This is a genomic window from Micromonospora sp. CNZ303 (genome assembly GCF_004345505.1).
Window position 1 is genome coordinate 79,241 of sequence record NZ_SLVT01000016.1, and the last position, 25,709, is coordinate 104,949.

The following is a 25,709-nucleotide window of genomic DNA, read 5'->3' on the forward strand; positions in this document are numbered from 1 at the left end:
GGGCGGGTCAGGGGTGCCAGGAGCGCCACAGGGCGGCGTACGGGCCGTCGGCCCGGACCAGCTCGTCGTGGCTGCCGAGCTCGGTGATCCGGCCCCCCTCCAGCACGGCCACCCGGTCGGCGTCGTGCGCGGTGTTGAGGCGGTGCGCGATCGCGATGACGGTCCGCCCGGTGAGCAGGGCGGCCAGGGCCCGCTCGGTGCGCCGGGCGGTGGTCGGGTCGAGGGCGGCGGTGGCCTCGTCGAGGATCAGCGTGTGCGGGTCGGCGAGCACCAGCCGGGCCAGCGCGAGCTGCTGGGCCTCGGCGGCGCCGAGCTGGTGCGCCCCGTCGCCGAGGGGAGTGTCGAGGCCCTCGGGCAGGCGGGCGTGCCAGTCGGCGCCGACCGTGGCCAGTGCCGCGCGCATCCGGTCGCCGGAGGCGTCGGGGGCGGCGAACGCGAGGTTGTCGCGTAGCGAGCCGAGGAAGACGTGGTGTTCCTGGGTGACCAGGGCGATGCGCCGCCGCCGCTCGGCCGGGTCCAGGTCGGTCACCGGGCAGCCACCGACGCTGACGACCCCCTCCCGGGGCGCGTCGATCCCGGCGAGCAGCCGCGCCAGGGTGGACTTCCCGGCCCCCGACGGCCCGACGAGTGCCAACCGCTCGCCGGGCCGCACCTCGAGGTCGATGCCGTGCAGCACGTCGGGTCCGCCGCCGTACGCGAACCGGGCTCCCCGGACGACCAGCCGCTCGTCCGCCGGCGCGGCGGCCCGGCCGGGCCGCTCCGGCGGCACCTGACCGACGCCGAGCACCCGGGCGAACGAGGCGAAGCCGCGCTGCGCCTGCTCCGTCCACTGGAGGATCCGGTCCAGCGGCTCGATCGCCTGCTGGAGGTAGAGCGTGGCGGCGACCACCGCGCCGAGGGAGACCTCGCCCCGCGTGAGCAGGAGCCCACCGACCAGCAGCAGCACGGCCACGGGCAGCGGGTAGCTGGCCTCCACCACGGTGAAGAACACGGTGCGCAGCGCCAGGGTTGCCCGCCGGGCGGCCCAGACCCGGCCGATGCGCGCGGTGCCGTGCCCGATCCGTTCGTCGGCGAGGCGCAACGCCTCGACCGTACGGGTGCCCTCCGCTGTGCTCGTCAGCGTCTCGGTCAGCTCGGCGGCGGCCGCCCCCTCGGCCAGGTACGCCGGGCTGGCGCGCCGCAGGTACCACCGGGTCACCAGCGCGATCGTCGGCAGCCCGGCGAGCGCGGCCAGCCCGAGCAGCGGGTGCAGCAGGAACACCGCCCCGAACAGCAGCGCCAGCTGCACCGAGGCGATGACGATGGTGGGCACCACGTCCCGGACGGTGGTGCCGACCGTCGCCACGTCGACCGAGCTGCGGGTGGCCAGGTCCCCGGCGCCGGCCCGCTCGACGACGCCGACGGGCAGGTTCAGCGTCCGCTCGACGAACTCCTCGCGCAGCCGGGCCACGGCCCGCTCGCCGAAGCGGTGGCCCGCGTACCGCGCGTAGCGCGACAGCAGCGCCTGGACCAGCACGGCCCCGCCGATCGCCAGGGCGAACCGGTCGACGGTGGCGACGCCGGCCCCGGCGGACACCCGGTCGACGATGGCGCCGAGCAGCCACGGCGGGGCGAGCCCGGCGACCGTGGCGGTCGAGTGCAGCGCCAGCACGACCGCGACGGCGCGCCGGTCCCGGGCGATCAGCCGACGCGTCGCCCGGCGTACGGTGGCCCGGTCGGCGACCGGCAGCCCGCTCACCGCAGCGCCTGTTCGGCGTCGGCGTCGCCACGGGCCACGAGCCGCCGGTAGCCCGGGTCCCGGTCGAGCAGGTCCGCGTGTGTGCCGGTGGCGGCGACCCGCCCCGCGACCAGGTGCGCGACCTCGTCGGCCCGTCCCAGCAGCAGCGGCGAGGTGGTGAGCACGACGGTGGTCCGTCCGGCCCGCGCGCGGCGCAGCCGCTCGGCGATGCGCGCCTCGGTGTGCGCGTCGACCGCCGAGGTCGGCTCGACGATGATCAGCACCTCCGGTTCGGCGAGCAACGCCCGGGCCAACCGGACCCGTTGCCGCTGGCCGCCGGAGAGGGACCGGGCGCGGGTGTCCAGCGGGGTGTCGAGCCCGTCCGGCAGGGCCTCGACGACGTCCTCGGCCGACGCGGCGTGCAGGGCGGAGGTGATCCGCTCCCGGTCACCGTCGGGGCGGGCCCCGCGCAGCACCTCCCGCAGCGTCCCGGCGAACAGGTGGGCGTCGTGGTCGGCGACGAGGATGCGGGCCCGCACCTGGTCGAGTTCGACGGCGGTCAGCGGCACGCCGCCCCAGGTGGCGTCGCTGACGGCGTACCGGCCGAGCCGGTCGGCCAGCGCGAGGGCGTCCGCCGGGTCGGCGGCGGCCACCGCGGTGAGGCGACCGGCCCGGACGGTCAGCCCGCTCGACCGGTCGTGCAGGTCGGCGGGACCGCCGGGAGCCGCGACCGGGCTGGCAGCGCCACCGGGGGCCAGGACAGGACCGGCGGGACCGCCAGAAGTCGGGACAGGACCGGCGGGGCCGCCGGAGGGCGCGACCGGGGTGTCGGGACCGGCAGGGGCCGCCACCGGGCCGGCGGGTCGGGCCGGCTGGCGGCTGCCGGGGACCGTCGCCGCGCGGGCACGGGCCGGCGTGGCGGGCGGCCCGCCGACGCCGTCCGGCTCGACGGCGAGCAGGGCGACGATCCGGCGGGCCGCGACCCGGCCCCGGATCAGCTGGTGGCCGCCCTCGAGCAGGAACCAGACCGGCACGACGAGGGTCGCGACGTAGCCGTAGACGGCGACCAGCTCCCCGACGCTGATGTCGCCGGTGACCGCCATCCGGGCCGACAGCCACACCACCGCCGCGAGGAACAGCCCGGGGACGGCCACCGTCGCCGCGTCGATCCAGCTGTTCACCGCGCCCACCCGGTATCCCTCGACGAGCAGGTCGCGGGAACGGGCCGCGTACCGGCGGGCGAACAGGCCCCGGCCACCCACCCCGGCGAGTACCCGCAGCCCGGCCACGATGTCGCCCGACCGGGCGGTCAGCTCGCCCTGCTGCTGCCGGTAGACCGACTCCGCCCGCTCCAGCCGGCGCAGCAGGGGAGCGACGACCAGGACGACCGACGGCACGCCCACCAGCACGCAGAGCGCGAGCAGGGGCGAGATCGACCAGAGCACGACGGCGACGACCAGGTATGCGACCACCGCGCCGACGCCGGGCCCGGTCACCGTCATCACCTGTGCCGCCCGGTCGATGTCGGTGCCGCCGACCGTGGCCACCTCGCCCGCCGCGGCCCGGCGGGGCAGCACGGCGCCGACCCGGGACAGGTGGCGGAGCACCACGGCGGCGGAGCGCGCCTTCGCGTCCTCCCGGATGAAGGTCATCGTGCGGTGCCGCATGATGCCCAGCCAGGACAGCCCGACGCCGGCGACGACGATCGCCGCCACCCACCGGGCCAGGGCCTGGTTGTCGCCGGCCCGCAGTCCGTCGTCCACGGCGCGGGAGATCAGGTAGGGCCGGACCGCCAGGCCGGTCATCCAGGCCGTGCCGAACAGGCTGCCGCGCAGCACCCGCCACGGCTGGCAGCGGACCAGCCACCACAGGTACCGCAACGGGCCCCGGAGGTCCGGGGTGCCGGGCTCGGGATGGGGGATCCGTGGTGGCACCGGCCTACGCTAGCGAGCCGGGCACCGCCGCACCGCCCCGTTTCCGGCATCCTGCCCGCCGACGTGCCGTCGCCGGGGTGGTTGGTGGGTGGAGTGTCGCAGGGGCGAGGCAGAATCGCATCCGTGCTGGTGACGGTGGCCTCGGACGAGCGGGGCGGGGGAGCGCTGCAACCGCTCGACGCCGCGGGGCAGCCCGTCGGCCCGGTGCAGCCGGTCACCGACCTGGCCGCCGCCGTCGCGGCCCGCGAGGCGGCGGACCGGCCGCGCTGGGTGTGGGCCTCCGGCGCGACCGTCTACCCGGCGCTGCTGCGCGCCGGGGTGCGGGTCGAGCGCTGCCACGACGTCGAGCTGACCGAGGCCCTGCTGCTCGGCCACGCCGGCCGCTGGGGCGAGCCCCGTTCGTTCGCGGCGGCCTGGGCCCGGCTGACCGGCGCGCCGGTGCCGGCCGACCCGCCGCCCCGGCCGGCCGCGCCGCCCGGCCACGGGCAGGGCGCGCTCTTCGACGCCCTGCCCGGCCCGCCGGGCCCCGGCGTCGAGGCACTGACCCGGGTGTACGCCGACCAGCTCGCCCGGATCGCCGCCACCGGGCATCCCGGCCGGTTCCGGCTGCTGGTCGCCGCCGAGTCGGCCGGGGCGCTGATCGCCGTGGAGATGGGGGCCGCCGGGCTGCCCTGGCGGGCCGACGTGCACGACCGGCTCCTCGCCGAGCTGCTCGGTGAGCCGTCGCCGGTGGGCGGCCCGCCCCGCCGGCTGGCCGAGCTGGCCGCGCGGATCGCCGACGCGTTCGGCGTACGCCAGCTGCACGCCGACTCCCCGGCGGAGCTGTTGCGGGCGTTCGCCCGGGCCGGGGTGGAGCTGCCCAACACCCGGGCCTGGGTGCTGCGCGGGGTGGACCACCCGGCGGTGCCGCTGGTCCTGGAATACAAGGAGCTCTACCGGATCTGGACGGCGCACGGCTGGGCCTGGCGCGACGCCTGGGTGCGCGACGGCCGGTTCCAGCCGGAGTACGTCCCGGGCGGGGTCGTCTCCGGCCGCTGGGCCACCCGGGGCGGCGGCGCGTTGCAGATCCCCAAGGTGATCCGGCGGGCGGTGGTGGCCGATCCGGGCTGGCGGTTCGTGGTGGCCGACGCCGGCCAGCTGGAGCCGAGGGTGCTCGCCGCGGTCTCCGGCGACGCCCGGCTCGCCGCCGCCGGTGGTGCCGGCGACCTCTACGCCGCCCTCGCCCAGGACGCCTTCGGCGGTGACCGGCCCCGGGCCAAGGTGGCGCTGCTCGGCGCGATGTACGGGCAGACGGGCGGGGCGGCGGTGCCGGCGCTGGCGGTGCTGCGGCGCAGCTACCCGACGGCGTTCGGCTACGTGGAGGCGGCGGCCCGCACGGGGGAGGCCGGCGGGCTGGTGCGCTCCTGGCTGGGGCGCACCTGCCCGCCGGGCACGGCCGGGTTCGGCGACCCCGACACCGACCTGCCCGACGGCGGCGACGATCCGCAGTCGCCGCGGGCGCGGGCGGCCCGGTCCCGGGGGCGGTTCACCCGCAACTTCGTCATCCAGGCCACTGCCGCCGAGTGGGCCTCGACCCTGCTGGCGACGCTGCGCGGCCGGCTCGCCGCCACCGGCGGCGAGTTGGTCTTCTTCCAGCACGACGAGGTGATCGTGCACTGCCCGGCGGAGCGGGCCGACGCGGTCGCCGACGCGGTCGCCCGGTGCGGGGAGCAGGCCACGGCGCTGCTCTTCGGCGACACCCCGGTCCGCTTCCCGCTGGACCTCTCCGTCGTCGACTGCTACGCCGACGCGGCCTGACGGCTCCCGTCCCGGGTCAGGAGACGCCGGAGCCGGAACCGGCGGACGCCGGAGGAGAGTTCGACGATCGCGAGGGCCGACCACTTGTCGCCGATGCGGTCGAGCACGTCGCGGTGGCCGCCGCCGGGGCGCCGTCCTGACCGTACGCACAGCCTCGGCAGGGCTGCCCGCCTCCGAGCCGGCCGCGCCGGAGACGGGCGACGTGGTGCGGTTCCGGGCCGGTAACGGTTGCACTATTTTCCCTTTTCGCCCCGCTACCCGGTCTGCCTTGTCCTCGTTGCTCCCGATGTCCGTACGACGGAGCGGGCCGCGCCCTCGCGCCACGGCCCGCTCCACGGTGGAGGGGGCCCAGCTGAACCGGATCGCAGGAATGATCATCGCCGCGGGCGGGGGGCGTCGCATCGGCGGCCCCGAGGCGCTGCTGCACCAGGGGGAGAAGCCCCTGGTGGACCGGATGATCGACACGATGACCGAGGCGGGCTGCGAGCGGATCGTGGTCGTGCTCGGCGCCGCGGCCGACCAGGTCCGCGAGACGGCGGACCTGAGCCGGGCCACGGTGGTGATCAACCGGGCGTGGGGGACCGGCGTCGGCTCGTCCATCCGGGCCGGCCTGGCCGCGCTCGACGACGAGGGCATCGAGGCGGTCGTGGTGGTGCCGGTCGACATGCCCGGCCTGACCGCCACCGCCGTGCGTCGGGTCGTCGCGCTGCCGTACCCCGACGTGCTGGTCTGCGCCACCTACGACGGCCTGCGCGGCTACCCGATGCTGTTCGGACGGCGGCACTGGTCCGGCATCGCCACCCTGGCCAGCGCGGACGTGGGCGCCCGGCCCTACCTGCTCGCGCACAAGGACCAGATCGTCGACATCTCCTGCGACTCGGTGGCCGACGGCAGCCGGGTCGACACCCCGGAACTGATGGCGCTCTACGGGCTGACCGTTCCACCCCAGCGCATCGGCGCCTAGCCGGCCGGTGCCGACCGTCGGTTGCCGGGACGTCGGGCTCGGCTGCCGGCCGCCGGTTCGACAACCTGGACAAAGCGTCGTCCCCGCCCCCGTTCCCGGCGGTTCGGTCAACTGATCGTGGGCCTGGGGCAGGTCGCTGACGGCGGGGCCGGTCCAGACGGGTCGTTCGCTCGGCCTGCACTCGTCGGCGGCCGTCCGGTCCCGCCACTGCCCCCACGCCGGGCCCCTGTTCCGCTAGCGTCGGCGAGCGCCGCGTCCGCCGCCGTGGCGCACGGCGGCGGGCCGCTGACGCGGGGAGGTCCGCCGATGATCGGAAAGTTGATCCGGCACGTCGCCGGGGCGGTCGCCGCCTGGCTGGTGTACGTCGCCGAGGGGTCGTTCGGCCTCTTGGCGCGGCTCGCGTTGGCCCTGGTCGCCGACGCCGGCCCGGGCGGGCCACTGGCCAGGCCCTTCACGGTGCTGGACGCCGCCCTGCCGGGTGCCGTCCTGGTGCTGCTCGTGGTGGTGCCGGCGGTCGTCATCGGCGACGTCGCCCTCGCCCGCCGTGGCGCGTTCGCCCGCACGCTGGCGGCCTGCGGGGTGGCCGTGTTCCTCGTCGGCCTGTACGTCGCCGGCATCGCGGCCGTCACCGGGGCGGTCGTCGCCGACGCGGCGTTGGCCTGGTTTCTTACGACGACGGTCGTGCTCTGCCCGGTCGTGGCCCACTCGGCCGTGGTGCAGGGGGCGCGGGCGGCGACCGGGTGGCTGGCCCGCTGGAGCCGCCCCGGCCCGCCGGCCACGGTCGCTCCGTCCACGCCCTCGGTGGACCGCCCCGGCGGTTCTGAGGCCCCGTGACCACGTCCCGCCCGCCGACCGACCTCGTCCCCGCCGACGTGCCGGCCGGGCAGCTCACCCACAACATGCTCAACGGGGTGACCGACGGCATCTGGCGCACCCGCCGGGACGGGCGGCCGGCCGTGCTGAAACTCCTCACCCCGCCCGGCCGCCCCGGCCCGGCGCACTGGGCCGGCAGCGACGAGCCGGGGCACTGGAACTACTGGCGCCGCGAGGTCGAGGCGTACCGCAGCGGGCTGCCCGCCGCCGCGTACGCCGACGCCGGGCTGGCCGCGCCGACGACGCTGGCGGTCGACGACCGGCCGGACGGCTCGGTCGCGCTGTGGCTGCCCGAGGTCGCCGGCCGGCCGGGGGTCGCCTGCACGCCCGTCGACCTCGGCGAGGTGGCCGTCCGGCTCGGCGCCGGACACGCCCGCCGGCTCGGCGACCCCGAGGCGCGGGAACTCGCGGCCGGCGGTCGCCCGCCGGACTGGCTGGCGCGCGACTGGCTGCGCGACTACACGTTGAGCCGCCCGGTGGCCGCGCCGGTGCCGTGGGAGCACCCGGTCGCCGTCGCCGCCTGGCCGCGCCGGTGCTGCTGGACTGGTCCGGCGTCGGCCCCGGGCCGGTCGGCGAGGACGCGGCCAACCTGGTGCTGGACACCTTCCTCGACGGGCTGGTCGACGTCGCGCTGCTCGACGAGGTGGCCGCCACCGTGCCCGACCGGTACGCCGAGGGGCTGCGCGGCGCCGTCGCGCCGGGGGAGGTGGCCCGTGCCGTCCGCCTGACCGGGGCGGCCAAGTACTTCTGGCTGGCGCCGATGATGCTCGGCCGGCTGGGTCGCTCCGCCATCAGCGGCACCTACGACGCCCGCGACGAGGCGGAGATGATGGCGGGTCGTCGGCCCGTGCTGGAGCTGCTCGCCCGCTGGGCCGCCGAGGCGTGGGACTGACCGGGCGCGGGCAGGCCGTCAGACGTCGATGTTGAAGCGTTGCAGCACCGACGGGGCGACCAGTCCGGCCGCCGCGAGCACCGAGATCGCGGTCAGTACGGCCCGGACGACCACCACCTCGGTCTTGCCGCCGGCCCGCAGGGCGATCTTGTTCGGCAGGCCGATCGGCGTCCACATCCGACGCTTGATCGGGATGGGCCAGAGGATGGGCACCCCGGCCCGGGTGATCATGTCGCCGAGGATGTGCACGAAGCAGCCGACCCCGACGGCGGTGCCGATCAGCGGGTAGCCCCGGCCGCCGGGCAGGTTGGCGAAGGTGTACCAGGCGGCGGCGGCCGACGCGAGGGTGACGATGACCCAGCCGGCGCGCTCCGCCCACTTGTCGAACAGGCCGCGCAGCGCCAGCCCGAACATGAAGAACAGGATGCCGATGACGGCCCACTTGCCGTACGCGGCGCAGAGCGTGGTGGTGCCCCAGCCGACCAGCAGGGTGAACGGGATGGTGTGGGTCAGGGTGCGGTGGCCGTTGTTGCGGCGCGGATCCTTGCTGAGCTTCGTCGCGTAGTAGACCCCGAGGGAGACCTTCTCCATCACCTCGGCGATGAAGAGCGAGAACACGCCGAAGGTGCGGGCGACCGTCGCCCCGCCCTGGTTGCGGGTCACCTTGCCGGAGAGGTCGAGGTCGGGGAAGAGCGCGCCACCGGCGCAGACGGCGGTGCCGACGGCGAGCTCCAGTGGCGACTGGTGGTAGTCGGCGAACTGTTGCAGCGCCCAGGATCCGGTTAGCCACACCGCCGCGCCGGACAGCGCGTGGGACGGTCCCATCATGTCGGCTCACCCTCCCCAGGGATCTTGAGCGCCAAAACTACGCCACTGTAGTTCGCCGACGCTCCGCAGGGGCATCGCCCGGACGGTCCACGTGGGACAGTGCCGGGGAGGGGATGGGTGTCACTGGGCGTACCGGCAGGAAGTATGCCGTGTCGGGCGGCCGTCGGGGCCGGTCTGTCGGCCACCCGACGGCGGGGGAGGCGGCTCCTCAGCGGGCGCCGCCGGCCGCGAGCAGGTTCCCCTCCGGGATGGTGATGTTCTGGCGGGCCCCGCCGAGCCGGGCGGCGGCGCGCCGGGCCTGCGTCGGGCCGTGCTCCCGGCCGACCGTCGCGTACGTGCCGGCGGTCCGGGCGGCGATGGTCGTCCAGCCGTAGTGGCGGCCGACCATGGCGCGCGCCCGCCGGGCCACCCGCCGGGCGAAGACCTCGTCACCGAGGAGCTGGTCGACCGCCTCGCCGAGGGCGCCCGGGTCGCTGTGCGGGAAGGTCACCCCGGTCACGCCCGGCTCGACGATCTCGGCGAGGCCGCCGGTGCGGGCCACGGCCAGCGGCGCGCCGGCCGCCGCGGCCTCCAGGGCCACCATCCCGAACGGCTCGTAGAGGCTGGGCACCACGGTCGCGTCGGTGGCGCCGAGCAGCGCCGGGAGCCGGGTCGAGTCCAGGAATCCCGCGAAGCGTACGGTCTGCCCGAGCCCGAGGCGGTGGGTCTCCTCCTCCAACTCACCGCGGTAGGGGCCGTCGCCCGCGATCACCACCCGCAGCCCGGGGTGCCGGTCGCGCAGGTACGGCACGGCGTGCACCAGGTGCTGCACGCCCTTCTCGTAGACGAGCCGGCCGGCGTACCCGACGAGCGGGCCGTCGCCGGCGAACCGGGCCCGGGCGGCCGTGACCGCTCCCGGCCGGGCGCGCCAGGCCCGGTCGTCGACCCCGTTGGGCACCACGTCGACCTGCCCGGCCGGCACGTCGAAGAGCGTGGCGACCTGCTCGCGCATGTAGCCGGAGCAGACGATCACCCGGGCGGAGGCGTTGCTCAGCCAGTGTTCGACGCCGTGGATGGTGCGGTTCATCTCCTCGGGCAGCCAGCCCTGGTGCCGGCCGGCCTCGGTGGCGTGGATGGTGCTGACGAGGGGGATGTCGAGGTGTTCGCGCAGGGTCATGGCGGTGTGGGCGACGAGCCAGTCGTGGGCGTGGATGACGTCGTAGGAGCCGGCCTCGGTGGCGCGTAGTGCGGCGCGGGTGAGGGTGTGGTTGAAGGCCATGGTCCAGGCGAGCAGGGAGGAGGTGGCCAGGGGGAAGGTGACGGGGTCTTCGGCGGCGCGGACGATGCGGACGCCGTCGGCGTACTCCTCCAGGGGTGCGCCGTCGGTGTGTCGGGTGACGACGGTGACCTCGTGGCCGGCGGCGGCGAGGGCGACGGAGAGGGCGTGCACGTGCCGGCCGAGCCCGCCGACGAGGACCGGCGGGTACTCCCAGGAGAGCATCAGCACCCGCTGTCGCCGGGCGGGATGGATGTCGATCACGTCGGCGTCAGGTGACAAGGCGGCCCCCTTGAGTTGTCCCCGAGTGCGCGCCCCCGGCACCGGAGCGGTGCCCGTGACGGTCGGGACTGGAACGGGACCCATCCTGCTGGCGGCTGGCTAACCGCCGGAGACGCCGCCGTTGCGGTCGTGTAAAGCGCTACCGGCCGTTCCTGCGGGCGCGCAGCAGTTCGGCGACCGACCACGCCTGGAACGGGCACCCGGTGGCCGCGTGCGGCGCGAGTCCGTCCGCCGTCTCACTCACCGATCCTAGGCCATATTCGGTCAGATGGGCCTCGATGCCGACGAAAAGGTCATCGACCGGCATCTTGGCCCGTCGGGCGGCGTCGGCGTACGGGCCGAGCAGCCACGGCCAGACGGTACCCTGGTGGTAGGCGCCGTCCCGCTCGGCCGGACCGCCCCGGTGCCGCCCGACGAACTCGGGCGCGTCGGGGGAGAGGCTGCGCGGGCCCAGCGGGGTGAGCAGCCCGCCGGCGACCCGGCGCACGGTGGGCTCGTCGGGCTCCAGCGGGGCGTACGGCAGCGACCAGGCCAGCAGCTGGTTGGGGCGCAGCAGGTCGTCGTCGTGCTGCGCGGCCCCACCCAGCGGGTACGCCGGCGCGGGCGCGTCCACCACGTCGTGCAGCCAGCCCGTCGGGGCCGGGAACCGGTGCCGGAACGCGGCGCCGGCCCGCTCGTGCAGCCGCCACAGCTCGCCCGCGTCCCGCCCCGCCAGCTCGGTCAGCTCGGCCAGGCCGGCCAGCCCGTTGACCCAGAGCGCGTTCACCTCCACCGGCTTGCCCGTACGCGGGGTGACCGGCACCCCGTACACCCGGGCGTCCATCCAGGTCAGCGCCGTGCCCGGGGTGCCGCCCTGGGTGAGCAGCCCGTCGGCCGGGTCGACGGCGATGCCGAACCGGGTGCCGGCGAGGTGCGCGTCGACCACCCCGTGCAGCGCGGGCAGCAGCTCGTCGCCGAGGTCGGTGTCGCCGGTGACGGTGACGTGCCGGCTGACGGCGTGCAGGAGCCACAGGGTCGCGTCGACGGTGTTGTACTCGACCCGCCCGGTGTCGGCGGTGTTGGCGAGCATCCCCTCCGACAGCGTCGCCGCGTACGCCCGCAGCAGCTCCCGGCCCTCGTCGGCCCGGTTGGTGCAGAGGAACAGCCCCTCGTAGGAGATCATCGTGTCCCGCGACCAGGCGCCGAACCACGGGTAGCCGGCCACCACGTCCGGCCCGGTGGAGGTGCGGACCACGAACGCGTCGGCGGCCAGCGCGAGCGTCGCCTCGACCGGGTCGGCCGGCTTCGCCGCGGCCATCACCCGCCGGTTGCGGGCCCGGGCCGCCGCGACCACCTCGGTCGCCGGTGGCGGCTCCTCGGCCAGCTCGCCGGCCCAGGCGAGCACCGACACCGTGTCCCCCGGGCGCTCCAGCTCGCCCGAGAACCGGCCCGCGTACCAGAGGTCCTCGTCGGGGTTCAGGCCCCGCGCCGCCTCCTCCCGGTGGTGCGCGCCGAGCCACCACTGTCCCTGTGGGGTCCAGTCCGGCCCGGCGAGCCGGAACGCGCCCTCGACCACCGCCCCGCCCGGCACCGGCTCCACCCGTGGGGCCGGGCCGTCGGCACGGCGCTCGCCGTGCGCGTCCCGCCAGGTGCAGGCTGCCGCGAGTTCGAGCCGCACCGGCCCGCCGGAGACCAGCCGGTGCACGACGGCCACGCAGGAGCGGCCGTGCGTCATCGCCAGCTGCCGCTCGATCACCACGTCGCCGACGCGCCAGCGCCACCGGGGCAGGCCGTCGGTCAGGTCGAAGCGCTCCAGCAGCTCGAAGCCGCGCGGGTCGACGTCGCCGGAGGCCCACTCGTGCGCGCCCAGGCGCACCTGGGCGCCGGAGGGGAACAGCACGGCCGGGTCCAGGCCGACCAGTCCCACGCGGCGGGACGCCGGCGTCTCGCCGGCCACCACGAGCAGGCCGTGGTAGCGGCGGGTGCGCAGCCCGCTGACCGTGCCGGTGGCGTAGCCGCCGAGACCGTCGGTGATCAGCCACTCCCGGGCGGCGCCGCCGGTCAGGTCACCGCACACCTGCGGGCCGAAGCGAATGTCGATCAACTTTCCTCCACCGGCGGCGGGGTGCAACACGCCACGACGAGAATGGCTCCTGTGGTGAAGTCTCCCGTCGGCGTCGAAGATGTGCGAGTGATCACCGACGTGCCGCCCCCCGACGACTCCGCGCCCGACCCCGAACGGCTCCGGCTGGCTCAGGCCGACGCCGGGGAGCAGGACTGGCGCGCATGGGGTCCCTATCTGTCCGAGCGGGCGTGGGGGACGGTACGGGAGGACTACAGCGAGCACGGTACGGCCTGGGACTACTTCCCGCACGACCACGCGCGGTCCAGAGCCTACCGCTGGAGCGAGGACGGCATGGCGGGCGTCTGCGACGACCGGCAGACGTTCTGCTTCGCCCTCGCCCTGTGGAACGGGAAGGACCCGATCCTCAAGGAGCGGATGTTCGGCCTCGGCGGCGACGGCGGCAACCACGGCGAGGACGCCAAGGAGTACTGGTGGTACGAGGACTCCACCCCCACCCACTCCTGGATGCGCTGGCGCTACCACTACCCCCAGGCCGCCTTCCCGTACGACGAACTGGTCGCGGTGAACGCGCTGCGCGGCCGGGACGACACCGAGTACGAGCTGGTCGACACCGGCATCTTCGACGACGACCGGTACTGGGCGGTGACGGTCGACTACGCCAAGGCCACCCCGACGGACCTGTGCGTCGTCGTCACCGTCGCCAACCGGGGCGACCGGGCGGCCACCCTGCACGTGCTGCCCACCCTCTGGTTCCGCAACACCTGGGCGTGGGGGCTGCCCGGCGGCGACCGGGTGCCCCGGTTGGTCGGCGAGGGGCCGCGGCTCGTCGGCGAGCACCGGGTGCTCGGCCAGCTGCTGCTGGAGGGCGACGGGGAGCCCACGCCGCTGCTCTGCGACAACGACACCAACGCCGAGCGGCTCTGGGGGCTGCCCGGCCGCTCCCCGTACCCGAAGGACGGCATCAACGACCACGTGGTCGACGGCGCCCCGACGGTCAACCCGGCCCGGGAGGGCACCAAGGGCGCGCTGCACTACGTGCTGGACGTGCCGGCCGGGGCGCAGCGGCGGATCCGGCTGCGGCTGACCCGTACCGCCCCACCGCCCGGCGGCGCCCCACCGCCGCCGGCGGACCTGGGTGACGGCTTCGACGCGGTGGTGTGGGCCCGGCGGGCGGAGGCGAACCGGTTCTTCGCCGGCGTCATCCCGGCCGCCGCCACACCGGACGAGACCCTGATCGCCCGGCAGGCGATCGCCGGGCTCATGTGGGGCAAGCAGTTCTACCACTTCGACGTCAAGCGCTGGCTGGAGGGCGATCCCGGCTCCGCGCCCCCGCCCCCGGGCCGCCGGCACGGGCGCAACAGCGCCTGGTGGCACATGACGAGCTTCGACGTGATCTCCATGCCCGACCCGTGGGAATATCCCTGGTACGCGGCCTGGGACCTGGCCTTCCACTGCGTCAGCATCGCCCGGGTCGACCCCGGCTTCGCCAAGGAACAGCTGCTGCTCCTGCTCCGCGAGTGGTACCTGCACCCCAACGGCCAGATCCCGGCGTACGAGTGGGCGTTCGGCGACGTGAACCCGCCGGTGCACGCGTGGGCGGCGCTGAAGGTCTTCGAGATCGACGGCAGCCGGGACCACGACTTCCTGGCCCGGGTGATGCACAAGCTGCTGCTCAACTTCACCTGGTGGGTCAACCGCAAGGACACCGGCGGCAACAACGTCTTCGAGGGTGGCTTCCTCGGGCTGGACAACGTCGGCCCGTTCGACCGGTCGGCGGCGCTGCCGGTGGCCGGGGTGCTGGAACAGTCCGACGGCACCGGCTGGATGGGCATGTACGCGCTGAACCTGCTGGACATCGCCGTCGTACTGGCCGAGCACGACCGCACCTGGGTCGACACCGCCACCAAGTTCTTCGAGCACTTCGCCTACATCGCCGCTGCCGCGTACGAGCAGGGCCTGTGGGACGCCGAGGACGCGTTCTTCTACGACGTGCTGCGCCTCGCCGACGGCTCGAAGGTGCCCCTGAAGGTCCGCTCGGTCGTCGGCCTGCTGCCCCTGGCCGCGACGACCCGGCTCACCGCCCACACCCTGCACCGGCTGCCCGAGCTGCACGCCCGGCTGCGCTGGTTCCTCGCCAATCGCCCCGAGTACGCCGACGTCATCGGCGCCCGCCGGCTCGGCCCCGACGGCCGCCAGCACCGGCTGCTGTCCATGGTCGGCCCGGAGCAGATCGCCCGACTGCTCGCCCGGATGCTCGACACCGACGAGTTCCTCTCCGAGTACGGCCTGCGCACGCTCTCCCGGGCCCACCTCGACAAGCCGTTCTCGGTGACCCTCGGCGGCCAGGAGTTCAGCGTCGGCTACGAGCCGGCCGAGTCGACCAGCGGCCTGTTCGGGGGCAACTCGAACTGGCGCGGCCCGATCTGGATGCCGACCAACTTCCTGCTGATCAGCGCGCTGCGCGACTACGCCGCCTTCTTCGGCGACGACCTCCAGGTGGAGTACCCGACGCGGTCAGGGGTGAAGCGGACCCTCGACGAGATCGCCGACGACCTCTCCGCCCGGCTGATCTCGCTCTTCACCCGCGACGACTGGGGCCGGCGGCCGATCTACGGCGCCGCCCAGCTCTTTCAGACCCACCCGGACTGGCGGGACCTGATCTGCTTCCCCGAGTACTTCCACGGCGACAACGGCGCCGGGCTGGGCGCCTGGCACCAGACCGGCTGGACGGCCCTGGTCGCCGACCTGATCCTCACCCTGCGCCGCTGAGCCTGGGCGGACCTTGCCCGCCGTCCCTCAAGCAGGCCGTGGCCGCCGTGCCGGAGGCGGACCGGTGGTCGCTGTGCCGGAGGCGGACCGGTGGTCGCTGTGCCGGAGGCGGACCGGTGGTCGCTGTGCCGCAGGCAGGTCAGGCCACCGTGCTGCGGGCGGGCTGGTGGTCGCTGTGCTGCAGGCAGGCCGTGGTCGCTGTGCCGCGGGCAGGCCAGGCCACCGTGCTGCGGGCAGGCCAGGCCACCGTGCCGCAGGCGGGTCGGGGGCAGGCCGCCGTGGCGGCGCGTCGGGTGGCGGCCCGCCCCCGCTGCCTCTTGGCCTGTCCCGCCGCGCCCCGTTCCGCCGCGCGTGGCCTGTCCTCGCTCGGTTCGCCCGGCCCGCTCCCCGGACGGTCGCGGCACGGCGAGGCGAACGGGGCGGATCTTGGCAGGAATCGGCCCCTCTGGGGGCGCTCCGGTACCAAGATCTCTGGCGACAGCGACAGCGACAGCGACAGCGACAGCGACGGCGACGGCGACGGCGACGGGCGCAGAGTCGTCAATCCGTCGCGGATGCCTCACAGGCGGTGACGGTCGCTAGCATCGGCGGCGTGTCGCCAGCAGAGGAAGCAGACGCCGCGCCGGCCGAGCGGGAGCGCCTCGTCCTGGCAGCCCGACAGTTGGCCGAGGCCGAGGGGTGGGCGGCGGTGACCCACCGCCGGCTGGCCGAGCGGACCGGGATCGACATCGAGGCCCTCTACCGTCGCTTCCCGGACCCGGCCGCGCTGATGTCCGCCGTGGCGGTGCTCGGCTTCGCCGACCTGGCCACCGCGCTCGCCGCCGCCCGGGACGCCGCCACCGGAGGCGAACGCGGGCAGTGGCCGGCCGTGGTGACGGCCTACCTGGACTTCGCGTACGCCAGTCCCGAGGTCTACGACGCGATGCTCGCCCACACCTCGGACCTCACGCTGGGCCGCGACCCGGGGCCCGGGGCGCCCCGGGCGGCCTCCGCCGAGTTGCGCGCGGCCCTGACGCCACTGGCTGCCGGCCGCGACCCCGACACCCTCGCCGAGGTCGGGTGGGCGCTGCTGCACGGCACGGTCATGCTGACCCGGGGCGGGCGGCTGCGCCCGGACGTCCAGGAACAACGCGAGGAAATGATCATGTCCGGTGTCTTCGCCGCCCCCTGACCCGCGGCCCACCCCCGACCCGGCGGCCCAACCCCCGACTCCCCACCCCCGACCCGGCGGCTCGGCCCCTGACTCCGCGGCTCGGCCCTTCCCCGGCCACAACCTGCGCGGCCCCGCCGCCCTGTCGACCGCGCGCAACTCGCTTGCCGCTCGGAATCTTGGACAGTTACGGTGCGCACCGCACGGTAACTGTCCAAGATCAGATGTGCGCCTCCGCAGCGCGGCCCGGAGTCGCATCGCGGGGCGGGCAGGGGAGGCATGGGGAACTTGATTCGCCGCCGCGACGGGCAGGTGCTCGTCTTCGACGCCGACGACACGCTCTGGGAGAACAACGTCCTGTTCGAGCGGGTGATCGACGACTTCCTGGAATGGCTGGACCATCCGACCCTCGACCGGGCCGAGACCCGGGCCATCCTGGACGACATCGAGCGGGCCAACGCGGTCGCACACGGCTACGGCAGCAAGGTGTTCCTGCGCAGCCTGGGGGAGTGCCTGGAACGGCTGCGGCAGCGGCCCGCGACCGAGGCGGAGCGGCGCGAGATCGAGGAGCTGGCGGCGGCCCTGGTCGCGCACCAGGTGGAGTTGATGCCCGGGGTGGCCGAGGCGCTGGACGTCCTGGCTACCCGGCACCACCTGCTGCTGCTGACCAAGGGCGAGCGCGAGGAGCAGCAGCGCAAGCTCGACGCCTGCGGTCTGCTGCACCACTTCCGGGCCGCGCACATCGTGCCGGAGAAGGACGTCGACACCTACCGGTGGCTGGTCCGGGAGCACGGCGTCGACCCCGCTGTCACCTGGATGATCGGCAACTCCCCGAAGTCCGACATCCTGCCCGCCCGCGCCGCCGGACTGAACGCTGTGTTCATCCCCAATGACAACACCTGGGTGCTGGAGCACGACGAGCTGGACCCGGCCGACCCGGGCGTGCTGCGGCTGTCCGCGTTTCCCGACCTGCTGCGCCACTTCTGAGCCGCGAGCGCGCCGCCGGGGCGCCACGACCGCCTCGCCGGGAGCCGCGGCCGGGCCGCCGGGGAGCGGCGGCGGCGCACCGGACACAATGGTCGCCTCGACGGGAAACAGCGTTGGCCCCGGGGGGCGTGTTACGTCGACATGCCGCTTTTCCACCTTGACATCAATCACGCCGCCTCGGCCCGGCTCGTCCTTGTCCGGGCCCCGGCGGCACGCCTAGCCTGATTCGGCGCTCACGGCCCTTCGGGGTGGGTCGGGAGCGTGCCGAAGTCCGGTTGCCGGGCACACGGAGCTGAGTGCAGGCGGCAGGCTCGCCGCGTCGAGCCCGGCGTGGGCGGCGTGCCACGCCCACGCGCTCACGCGGTGCGTCCGTTACGACGCCGGACGGCTGGGGGCAGGACCGGGGAGTTGCGGCCCCGGTCCTGACACCCTCGGCGTCCGAGGAACGTGCGGCGGGGTCCAACTAGCTCGGGGCGACGGTGCCCGACGAGCCCGGGTGGCGGAAGCCGTCGGAGACGAACCGCCCGTGCCGACCGCGTCTCAGGAGACCTCGCCACGCACGATCGCCACCGCCACCCGGCAGAACTCGTCCATGTCGGGGTTGAAGCCGGCGGCGATGTCGGGGTGCAGCCCCAAGCGCGTCTCGTCGAGCAGCCGCTGGCAGACCTGCTCCACCGGCTCGCCGGCATAGCCGGCCCTGACCCGTTCCGTGGCGGCCTGCAACGCCGAGGTCAGCTGGTCCTCCAGCGGGCCCTGCAGCTTCTGCTGCACGGGATCGAGCCCGCGAGGGTCCAGCGTGACATGTGGCTCCGACATCGGCGCTCCCTTCGTCGGCGTCCGCGGTACCCCACCACGGCCGTCGGTCAAACAACGTGCGGTACGGCGGCCACCCGCACCCGGTACGAGAAGTCCTCCGCCGGCTCCTGCGCGTACGACAGCCGGCGGATCTGCCGGTCGTCGTCGTAGAGGGCGACGTCCACCAGGACGCCGAGGTGGGCCAGACCGATGCTGGCCACCCGCTTCTTGTCCTGGAGCACCGCGCACACCCCGCCCAGCAGCGTGCTGGCGTCGGAGCTGCGGTGCCCGGGCGGGCAGCGCAGCACGAGGTCCACCTCGATCGGCCCCGACAGCGGCGTCCAGCCGGTGCGCTGGGCCGCTTCGCAGGCCGCCTGGAGCAGGGCGCGGACCCTCGCCGCCTGCCGGTGCCCGGCGGCGAAGACGGACAGCGCCTCGGTCCTGACCGGTGGCAGGCCACTCACCTCGAACGTCAGGGCGAGAGCGCGGGTGTCCTGCACGACGACACCTCCTCGTTGGCAACGATCCTGCCCAACGCAGCCGGCGGCGGCGGGGGTTCCCGCGAGAACCCACCGATCGGGCGGACCGACCGGCCCGGGGGCGCCCGACGCCGATCATGGGGTTGGGTCGCGAAGAAAAGGACGGACCGCCACGCCAACCTCATGATCAACCAGGCGGGGACGGGGGTGGGGCGATCTTGTTACGGTGTGGTCGTGGCGGGTGGAGCGGCTGGTTGGGGGAGGAAGGTCCTGCTCTGGGCCGGGCTTCCCTTCCTCGCCCTCCTCGGGCTGGCCCTCGGCGTACCCGATGTCGCCCCGGCCTGGCAGGCGAAGTCCGGTGGCGGCACGGCGGGCACGTTCACCGCCCTGCACGAGAGGTGCAGCCGCTACTGCGTCTGGTACGGCGACTTCGTCCCGGACGGGGGCGGGGCACCGCGTCACGACGTCATCGTCTACGACGGGCCGGACCGGCTGACCCAGGGGACCACCGTGGCGGCCCGCGACACCGGCGCCCGCAGGGGCGTCTTCGCCGTCCGAGGCGGCGACACCTGGCTGCTCTTCTCCGGGCTGGCGGGGGCCGGCGTGCTCGCCGCGATCGGCTGGGTGCTGCTGCTGGTGCGCGCGATGACCAGCCGTCGCCGGGGCGGGCCCTGACAGGGCCGGCCGGCCGGCCGCGCCGACCGGGCGAGGCGCCTCGCCCGGGAAGACCCGAACAGCCGACGGCCGCATGCCCGGGAGGGCGAGGCGGCAGGCCCGGGGCGGGCGACGGCGGCAGGCGCGGGGCAGGGGACTGCCACAGGCCCGGGAAGGCGACGCCGCAGGTCAGTGGCGGGCGCGCTTGACCTCGTGGAAGGCCGGCATCCGGATCAGGGGTAGCAGCGAGTCCCAGATCGTCAGGGCGTCGTCGGTGCCGGGGACCTCGGTCAGGATCGGGCCGTGGATGCCCCGCTCGGCGCCCGGGACCATGAGCACCGGCGCGCCGATGTCCGGGCCGGCCGAGGCGTACGCCAGGGCGTGCGACTCACGTACCGCCTCGTCCCAGCGGTCGTCGTCGAGCGCCGGCGCAGCCTCTCGCAGGCCCGCCGCCTCGACGGCCGCGTCCACGATCTTCGCCGACAGCGGGTTGCCCGCGTCGTGGCTGCGGGCGCCGACCTCGGCGTAGAACCGGGCGACGTCGTCGTGGCGGCCCTCGGCGCGCAGCGCCTCCACCAGCCGCAGCGCCCGGCTGGAGGCGGTCATCGCGTCGGCGTACTCCGGCGGCACCCGGCCCGAGTTGAGGATGGCCAGGCTGAACGCCCGCCACTCGATGTGCAGGCCCCTGGCGTCGGCGACCGCGACGAGCCAGCGGGAGGTGCGCCAGGTCCACGGGCAGGCCGGGTCGAGGAAGAAGGTGGCGTCCATCGGCCGAGCCTACGGGCGACCGGGCCGGCCCGCACGGCGGTGATCCGCGCCACAGCCGGTGCCGTCGGTGCCGTCCCGGCAGCGTCAGGTTTCGCAACTTCGCAGGTCGGGCAGTGTTGGGGCCACGAAACGTCCGGGCGACGCAACCGCTGGTCAGACGGCCCGAACGGCTCGCCGTGCGCCGGGGCGCGGAGCCTCTCCCCGGTCTTGGCCGACACGAGGGGAGGGGTGATGAGCGACCCTGACAAGGCCGGACGCCGACGGCGGCCACGCGTGCGCGCGGTGGCTGCCGCCGCGGCGTTGACGCTGGTGGCACCGATGGCGGCCGCCTGCGGTTCCGACGGGGACGGCGGCACACCCACGATCAACCTGTACTACCCGCCGGAGCAGAACCTGCAGAAGGTCGTCGACGACTGCAACGCGCAGGCCCAGGGGCGCTACAAGATCGCCTACCGGGTGCTGCCCCGGCAGGCCGACGACCAGCGGGTGCAGATGGTCCGCCGGCTGGCCGCGCAGGACAGCGGCATGGACGTCCTCGGCCTCGACGTCACCTGGACCCAGGAGTTCGCCAGCGCCGACTGGATCAGGGAGTGGACCGGACAGGACCGGGCCGAGGTCGAGCAGGGCACCCTCGCCGGCCCGCTGGAGACGGCGCGCTACGAGGACAAGCTCTACGGCGCGCCGAAGAACACCAACGTCCAGCTGCTCTGGTACCGCAAGGACCTCGTGCCGCAGCCGCCGAAGACGTGGGACCAGATGATCTCCACCGCCCAGGAGCTGAAGCAGCAGGGCAAGCCGCACCAGGTGCTCACCATGGGCGCCCAGTACGAGGGCCTCGTCGTCCTCTACAACACCCTCGCCGAAAGCGCCGGCGGCAAGATCCTCAGCGACGACGGCAAGCAGGCCGTCATGGACGAGGGCACCGTGCGGGCGCTGGAGCAGCTCCAGCGCTTCGCCACGTCGGGCGTGACGTCGCCGTCGTTCAGCAACGCCACCGAGGACCCGGTCCGGCTGGAGTTCCAGTCCGGCGACGGCGCGTTCCAGGTGAACTGGCCGTTCGTCTACCCGGCGCTGCAGGAGGCCGACCCGGAGCTGGCGAAGAAGGTCGGCTGGGCCCGTGTCCCGGGCGTCGACGAGAACACGCCGAGCAAGGTCACCATCGGTGGGATCAACATGGCGGTCAGCGCCTACTCGAAGCACCCCGAGGAGTCCTTCGAGGCGGCCCGCTGTATCCGCAACGAGAAGAACCAGAAGTTCTCCGCGGTCAACGACGGCGTGCCGCCGACCATCGAGAAGGTCTACGCCGACCCGGAGATGGCCGAGGCGTACCCGATGCGGGACACCATCCTCGAAGAGCTCAAGGAGCCGGCGGTCCGTCCGCTGACCCCGGCGTACCAGAGCATCTCCACCGTCATGTCGGCGATCCTGTCGCCGCCGTCGGCGATCAGGCCCGAGCAGACCGCCGACGAGCTGCGCGACGCCATCGCCGACGCCCTCGAATCGAAGGGGGTCCTGCCGTGAGCCAGCGCACCCGGCGACTCGACGCCGATCGCCCGGAGGTGGCGGCATGAGCGTCAACGCCACGCCGGCGGGCGCCGACGTGGCCGCCGACGAGACGGCCGCCCGGCCCGGCCGGGACGCGAAGGTGCCGGCCCAGCGCGCCGGTCGGGGCCGCAAGGCCCCGCTGAGCGAGAACAAGAAGGCGGAGCGCCGGCTGGGCTGGCTGCTCTGCGCACCCGCCGCGCTGGTCATGGTGCTGGTGACCGCGTATCCGATCATCTACTCGGTCTGGCTGTCCCTACAGCGCTACGACCTGCGCTTCCCCGCCGAGCGCGAGTTCGTCGGGCTGGAGAACTACGCCACCGTGCTCACCAACGAGTTCTGGTGGACGGCCTTCGGGGTCACCGCGTTGATCACGGTGGTCACCGTCGCCGTCGAGCTGGTGCTCGGCATGGGACTGGCAATGATCATGCACCGTACGCTGGTCGGCCGGGGCATCGTGCGGACCGCCGCGCTGATCCCGTACGGCATCGTCACGGTCGTCGCGGCCTTCTCCTGGCGGTACGCGTGGACGCCGGGCACGGGCTACCTGGCCAACCTGTTCAGCGACGGCGCGCCCCTGACCGAGCGGGCCAGCTCGCTGGCGATCATCATGCTGGCCGAGATCTGGAAGACCACGCCGTTCATGGCGCTGCTGCTGATGGCCGGCCTCGCCCTGGTGCCGGAGGACCTGCTCAAGGCCGCCTCCACCGACGGCGCCACCTCGTGGCAGCGCTTCACCAAGGTGATGCTGCCGGTGATGAAGCCGGCGATCCTGGTCGCGCTGCTGTTCCGCACCCTCGACGCGTTCCGGGTGTTCGACAACATCTTCGTGCTGACCGCCGGCGGCAACGAGACCTCGTCGGTGTCGATGCTCGCCTACAACAACCTGATCCGGGGCCTGAACCTCGGCATCGGGTCGACGATGTCGGTGCTGATCTTCCTCACCGTGGCGATCATCGCCTTCGTCTTCGTGAAGCTGTTCGGTACCGCTGCCCCCGGCAGCGACGACGGGGAGAGGCGTTGAGATGGCTGACACCACCACCCGGGCCAAGCTGCGCTGGGGCCTGCTGGACGCCATCGTGGTCGTCTTCGCGCTGGTGCCGGTGCTCTGGATCATGTCGTTGTCGTTCAAGACGCCGGCGACCCTGACCGACGGGAAGTTCATCCCGCAGGAGTGGACGCTCGACAACTACCGGACGATCTTCCAGACCGACCAGTTCGTCCGGGCCCTGGTCAACTCGATCGGCATCGCGCTGATCGCCACCGTGATCGCCGTGGTGCTCGGCGCCATGGCCGCGTACGCGATCTCCCGGCTGGACTTCCCCGGCAAGCGGCTGCTGGTCGGGGTCTCCCTGCTGATCGCGATGTTCCCGCAGGTGTCCCTGGTGTCGCCGCTGTTCGAGATCGAGCGGCAGCTCGGCCTCTTCGACACCTGGCCGGGCCTGATCCTGCCGTACATCACCTTCGCGCTGCCGCTGGCGATCTACACGCTGTCGGCGTTCTTCAAGCAGATCCCGTGGGACCTGGAGAAGGCGGCGAAGATGGACGGCGCCACACAGGCCCAGGCGTTCCGGCGGGTCATCGCCCCGCTCGCCGCGCCGGGACTGTTCACCACGGCGATCCTGGTCTTCATCTTCTGCTGGAACGACTTCCTCTTCGCCATCACGCTGACCTCCACCGAGCGGGCGCGCACGGTGCCGGTGGCGCTGTCGTTCTTCACCGGCGAGTCGCAGTTCGAGGACCCCACCGGGGCGATCTGTGCCGCCGCCGTGGTGATCACCGTTCCGATCATCCTGTTCGTCCTCTTCTTCCAGCGCCGCATCGTCTCCGGCCTGACCTCCGGCGCAGTCAAGGGATAGGTGGTACTCATGGCTGACATCGTGCTCGACAAGGTGAGCAAGAAGTTCCCGGACGGGACCGTCGCGGTGGCCGACGTCGACCTGGAGATCGCCGACGGCGAGTTCGTCATCCTGGTCGGCCCGTCCGGCTGCGGGAAGTCCACCACCCTCAACATGATCGCGGGCCTGGAGGACATCAGCTCCGGCGAGCTGCGCATCGGCGGCCAGCGGGTCAACGACAAGGCGCCCCGGGACCGGGACATCGCGATGGTGTTCCAGTCCTATGCCCTCTACCCGAACATGACCGTGCGGGAGAACATGGCGTTCCCGCTGCGGCTGGCGAAGCTGGACAAGGAGACGATCAACCGGAAGGTGGAGGAGGCGGCGAAGGTCCTGGAGCTGTCCGCGCTGCTGGACCGCAAGCCGGCCAACCTCTCCGGCGGCCAGCGTCAGCGGGTCGCGATGGGCCGGGCGATCGTCCGGCAGCCGAAGGCGTTCCTGATGGACGAGCCGCTGTCCAACCTGGACGCCAAGCTGCGGGTGCAGATGCGCACCGTCGTGTCGCGCCTGCAGAAGAAGCTGGGCACCACCACCGTCTACGTGACCCACGACCAGACCGAGGCGATGACCCTCGGCGACCGCGTGGTGATCATGCGGGGCGGCGCGGTGCAGCAGGTCGGCCCGCCGCAGGAGCTGTACGACCACCCGCGCAACCTCTTCGTCGCCGGCTTCATCGGCTCGCCGTCGATGAACTTCCTGCACGCCGCCATCGAGGACGGCACGCTGCGTACGGCGCTGGGCGACGTGCCGATCGGTGAGCGGATCCGGCGCGAGTTGGAGGGGGCGGACGCCCCGCGCGAGCTGATCCTCGGCATCCGGCCGGAGCACTTCGAGGACGCCGCGCTCATCGACGACGACACCCGCCGCCGGGGCGCGGAGTTCGAGGCGCCGGTCGACATCGTCGAGTCCATGGGCTCCGACAAGTACGTCTACTTCAGCGTCGAGGGGGAGCGGGCCAGCGCCGCCGAACTGGAGGAGCTGGCGGCCGACGCGGGCGCCGACTTCAGCGGCAGTGGGGCCAGCCTGGTGACCCGGCTGTCCGCCGAGTCCCCGGTCGAGGAGGGACAGACCCGGCGCGTCTGGTTCAACCTGGAGAAGATTCACCTGTTCGACCCGTCCGACGGGCGCAACCTGACCCTGCACGAGGGGCGGGCGGCGGGCGCGCTCGCCGACTGACGTACGCCGCGACGGGCGGGCGGGTCGAACCGACCCACCCGCCCGTCGCCGTGTCAGCGTCAGCGGCGTCGCCGGCTGCGCTCCGGGATGTCCGCGTCCACCCGCTCCCGGCGGATCTGGTCGTCGATGGGCTGCTCCTCGACGATCTCCTCCTTGGCCAGGTGGACCCGCTCGACGGGCACCGTCTCCTTGCCGACCACCGGCCGCTCGGCCCGCAGGGTCATCTCCTGCTCGGCCTCGCCGATGTCGGCGCGCATGCCACGCGCGTCGCGGGCGGCGATGGGCTCCCGCTCCACGCGCACCTCGTCGTGCTCGACCGGCACGGTGGTGTGCACGTCCTCGGTGACGACGTACTTGCGCAGCCGCGCGGTGCCGGCGGGCTGGCTCTCCGTGCCGACCCGCATCCGCTCCTCGGACCGGATCAGGTCCTCGCCGGCCGCCGGCGTCCGTCCGCGGTCAGCCTTCGGCGGTGCCTGCGGCGTCAGGCGGTAGTGGGCGTAGAGCTGCTCGATCTGATCCGTGTCCAGCGGCTGGTCGGTGCCGGCGTCCACGGCCGGGGCGTCCTTCACGGTGGACTTGTCGTAGTCGACCGCGAGCCCGCCGTCGGTGATCCGGGCCTTCTCCAGCGGAGCCATCGACTCCTTGTGGCCCATCAGACCGGTCTTCACACTGACCCAGGTCGGCTCACCGGCGGCGTCGGCCCAGATCTGACCCACGCTCCCGATCTTCGACCCCGAGCGGTCCTTGACGTCCTGTCCGTACAGCGAGTTGGCCTGCTGTTCGTTGAGCCTCATGGTCGTCATACCTCCCTCTCGGTTCACGGCCCGGATACCCGGCCGGCCGGCCCGGATTCGTCGACGGCTGGACGGATAGGAGCAGCGCCG

At 74.1% G+C, this 25,709-nt stretch carries 22 protein-coding genes; 13 read left to right on the forward strand and 9 right to left on the reverse strand.

Annotated features, from left to right (window positions below):
* Positions 1-7 precede the first annotated feature (7 nt).
* Positions 8-1,738 carry an ABC transporter ATP-binding protein gene (locus tag EV374_RS23355; RefSeq protein ID WP_132238818.1) on the reverse strand — a complete coding sequence of 577 codons (1,731 nt, stop codon included), beginning with the start codon at positions 1,736-1,738 and terminating at the stop codon, positions 8-10.
* A complete protein-coding gene (locus tag EV374_RS33560; RefSeq protein ID WP_486485925.1) occupies positions 1,735-3,555 on the reverse strand; it encodes an ABC transporter transmembrane domain-containing protein in 1,821 nt (606 codons plus the stop codon). Before EV374_RS33560 ends, EV374_RS23355 begins: the two co-directional genes overlap by 4 nt.
* Before the next feature lie 189 nt (positions 3,556-3,744).
* Between EV374_RS33560 and EV374_RS23370 the strand changes: the two genes are divergently transcribed.
* The 5 genes from EV374_RS23370 to EV374_RS33565 all read left to right on the forward strand — a co-directional run bounded on the left by EV374_RS23370 (position 3,745) and on the right by EV374_RS33565 (position 8,177).
* Positions 3,745-5,448, forward strand: a complete 1,704-nt coding sequence (locus EV374_RS23370; protein WP_207914479.1) for a bifunctional 3'-5' exonuclease/DNA polymerase — start codon at positions 3,745-3,747, stop codon at positions 5,446-5,448.
* Between the two features lie 370 nt (positions 5,449-5,818).
* Positions 5,819-6,412: a nucleotidyltransferase family protein gene (locus tag EV374_RS23380; RefSeq protein ID WP_132238822.1), complete on the forward strand. Its 594-nt coding sequence runs from the start codon at positions 5,819-5,821 to the stop codon at positions 6,410-6,412.
* Between the two features lie 306 nt (positions 6,413-6,718).
* The gene (locus tag EV374_RS23385; RefSeq protein WP_132238824.1) at positions 6,719-7,246 is read left to right on the forward strand and encodes a hypothetical protein; all 528 of its coding nucleotides are present in this window, start codon (positions 6,719-6,721) and stop codon (positions 7,244-7,246) included.
* Entirely contained in the window at positions 7,243-8,013 is a 771-nt protein-coding gene (locus tag EV374_RS23390; RefSeq protein WP_486485912.1) for a hypothetical protein, read from the forward strand. Before EV374_RS23385 ends, EV374_RS23390 begins: the two co-directional genes overlap by 4 nt.
* Complete coding sequence (locus tag EV374_RS33565; protein ID WP_486485913.1) at positions 7,941-8,177, forward strand: hypothetical protein; 237 nt, start codon at positions 7,941-7,943, stop codon at positions 8,175-8,177. The genes EV374_RS23390 and EV374_RS33565 overlap by 73 nt, the downstream gene beginning before the upstream one ends.
* An 18-nt stretch (positions 8,178-8,195) precedes the next feature.
* Here the strand turns inward: EV374_RS33565 and EV374_RS23395 are convergent, their stop codons facing one another.
* The 3 genes from EV374_RS23395 to EV374_RS23405 form a co-directional block, all read right to left on the reverse strand.
* A complete protein-coding gene (locus EV374_RS23395; RefSeq protein ID WP_132238826.1) occupies positions 8,196-9,005 on the reverse strand; it encodes a metal-dependent hydrolase in 810 nt (269 codons plus the stop codon).
* 208 nt (positions 9,006-9,213) lie between these two features.
* On the reverse strand, positions 9,214-10,542 hold the full coding sequence (locus tag EV374_RS23400; RefSeq protein WP_486485914.1) for a glycosyltransferase family 4 protein: 1,329 nt from the start codon (positions 10,540-10,542) through the stop codon (positions 9,214-9,216).
* 139 nt (positions 10,543-10,681) lie between these two features.
* Positions 10,682-12,625, reverse strand: coding sequence for a glycogen debranching enzyme family protein (locus EV374_RS23405; RefSeq protein ID WP_132238830.1), 1,944 nt, complete (start codon positions 12,623-12,625; stop codon positions 10,682-10,684).
* 42 nt (positions 12,626-12,667) lie between these two features.
* Here EV374_RS23405 and EV374_RS23410 point away from each other — a divergent pair, with 42 nt between their 5' ends.
* The 3 genes from EV374_RS23410 (at position 12,668) to EV374_RS23420 (ending at position 17,513) form a co-directional block, all read left to right on the forward strand.
* Positions 12,668-15,376: an MGH1-like glycoside hydrolase domain-containing protein gene (locus EV374_RS23410; RefSeq protein WP_132238832.1), complete on the forward strand. Its 2,709-nt coding sequence runs from the start codon at positions 12,668-12,670 to the stop codon at positions 15,374-15,376.
* A 592-nt stretch (positions 15,377-15,968) separates the two neighbouring features.
* Positions 15,969-16,547, forward strand: coding sequence for a TetR/AcrR family transcriptional regulator (locus EV374_RS23415; protein ID WP_486485915.1), 579 nt, complete (start codon positions 15,969-15,971; stop codon positions 16,545-16,547).
* Between the two features lie 258 nt (positions 16,548-16,805).
* Entirely contained in the window at positions 16,806-17,513 is a 708-nt protein-coding gene (locus EV374_RS23420) for an HAD family hydrolase (protein ID WP_132238836.1), read from the forward strand.
* A gap of 540 nt (positions 17,514-18,053) precedes the next feature.
* On the opposite strand, the gene EV374_RS23425 is transcribed toward EV374_RS23420, so the two are convergent.
* Together EV374_RS23425 and EV374_RS23430 are read right to left on the reverse strand one after the other, a co-directional pair.
* On the reverse strand, positions 18,054-18,329 hold the full coding sequence (locus EV374_RS23425; RefSeq protein WP_132238838.1) for a hypothetical protein: 276 nt from the start codon (positions 18,327-18,329) through the stop codon (positions 18,054-18,056).
* 47 nt (positions 18,330-18,376) lie between these two features.
* Positions 18,377-18,808 (reverse strand): hypothetical protein, encoded by a 432-nt coding sequence (locus EV374_RS23430; RefSeq protein WP_132238840.1) that lies wholly within the window; start codon positions 18,806-18,808, stop codon positions 18,377-18,379.
* 213 nt (positions 18,809-19,021) lie between these two features.
* Between EV374_RS23430 and EV374_RS23435 the strand changes: the two genes are divergently transcribed.
* The gene (locus tag EV374_RS23435) at positions 19,022-19,462 is read left to right on the forward strand and encodes a hypothetical protein (protein ID WP_132238842.1); all 441 of its coding nucleotides are present in this window, start codon (positions 19,022-19,024) and stop codon (positions 19,460-19,462) included.
* Between the two features lie 168 nt (positions 19,463-19,630).
* Here EV374_RS23435 and EV374_RS23440 read toward each other — a convergent pair whose 3' ends face one another.
* Entirely contained in the window at positions 19,631-20,209 is a 579-nt protein-coding gene (locus EV374_RS23440; RefSeq protein WP_132238844.1) for a mycothiol-dependent nitroreductase Rv2466c family protein, read from the reverse strand.
* 231 nt (positions 20,210-20,440) lie between these two features.
* Between EV374_RS23440 and EV374_RS23445 the strand changes: the two genes are divergently transcribed.
* Genes EV374_RS23445 through EV374_RS23460 form a run of 4 tightly spaced genes read left to right on the forward strand, consistent with a single transcriptional unit; the run spans position 20,441 to position 24,825 of the window.
* Complete coding sequence (locus tag EV374_RS23445) at positions 20,441-21,730, forward strand: ABC transporter substrate-binding protein (RefSeq protein ID WP_132238846.1); 1,290 nt, start codon at positions 20,441-20,443, stop codon at positions 21,728-21,730.
* A 46-nt stretch (positions 21,731-21,776) separates the two neighbouring features.
* Positions 21,777-22,775 (forward strand): carbohydrate ABC transporter permease, encoded by a 999-nt coding sequence (locus tag EV374_RS23450; protein WP_132238848.1) that lies wholly within the window; start codon positions 21,777-21,779, stop codon positions 22,773-22,775.
* 1 nt (position 22,776) lies between these two features.
* Positions 22,777-23,610, forward strand: a complete 834-nt coding sequence (locus EV374_RS23455; RefSeq protein ID WP_121400801.1) for a carbohydrate ABC transporter permease — start codon at positions 22,777-22,779, stop codon at positions 23,608-23,610.
* Between the two features lie 9 nt (positions 23,611-23,619).
* Positions 23,620-24,825 (forward strand): sn-glycerol-3-phosphate ABC transporter ATP-binding protein UgpC, encoded by a 1,206-nt coding sequence (locus tag EV374_RS23460; protein ID WP_132238850.1) that lies wholly within the window; start codon positions 23,620-23,622, stop codon positions 24,823-24,825.
* A gap of 59 nt (positions 24,826-24,884) precedes the next feature.
* Here the strand turns inward: EV374_RS23460 and EV374_RS23465 are convergent, their stop codons facing one another.
* Positions 24,885-25,619: a YsnF/AvaK domain-containing protein gene (locus EV374_RS23465; RefSeq protein ID WP_132238852.1), complete on the reverse strand. Its 735-nt coding sequence runs from the start codon at positions 25,617-25,619 to the stop codon at positions 24,885-24,887.
* Between the last annotated feature and the right edge of the window lie 90 nt (positions 25,620-25,709).

Bases quoted from the DNA above. Each gene is read 5' to 3' on its own strand.
- EV374_RS23440 (WP_132238844.1), bottom strand. From the start codon at position 20,209: ATGGACGCCACCTTCTTCCTCGACCCGGCCTGCCCGTGGACCTGGCGC.
- EV374_RS23445 (WP_132238846.1), top strand. From the start codon at position 20,441: ATGAGCGACCCTGACAAGGCCGGACGCCGACGGCGGCCACGCGTGCGC.
- EV374_RS23455 (WP_121400801.1), top strand. From the start codon at position 22,777: ATGGCTGACACCACCACCCGGGCCAAGCTGCGCTGGGGCCTGCTGGAC.
- EV374_RS23385 (WP_132238824.1), top strand. From the start codon at position 6,719: ATGATCGGAAAGTTGATCCGGCACGTCGCCGGGGCGGTCGCCGCCTGG.
- EV374_RS23420 (WP_132238836.1), top strand. From the start codon at position 16,806: ATGGGGAACTTGATTCGCCGCCGCGACGGGCAGGTGCTCGTCTTCGAC.
- EV374_RS23450 (WP_132238848.1), top strand. From the start codon at position 21,777: ATGAGCGTCAACGCCACGCCGGCGGGCGCCGACGTGGCCGCCGACGAG.
- EV374_RS23380 (WP_132238822.1), top strand. From the start codon at position 5,819: ATGATCATCGCCGCGGGCGGGGGGCGTCGCATCGGCGGCCCCGAGGCG.
- EV374_RS23425 (WP_132238838.1), bottom strand. From the start codon at position 18,329: ATGTCGGAGCCACATGTCACGCTGGACCCTCGCGGGCTCGATCCCGTG.
- EV374_RS23410 (WP_132238832.1), top strand. From the start codon at position 12,668: ATGGCTCCTGTGGTGAAGTCTCCCGTCGGCGTCGAAGATGTGCGAGTG.
- EV374_RS23395 (WP_132238826.1), bottom strand. From the start codon at position 9,005: ATGATGGGACCGTCCCACGCGCTGTCCGGCGCGGCGGTGTGGCTAACC.
- EV374_RS23465 (WP_132238852.1), bottom strand. From the start codon at position 25,619: ATGAGGCTCAACGAACAGCAGGCCAACTCGCTGTACGGACAGGACGTC.
- EV374_RS23460 (WP_132238850.1), top strand. From the start codon at position 23,620: ATGGCTGACATCGTGCTCGACAAGGTGAGCAAGAAGTTCCCGGACGGG.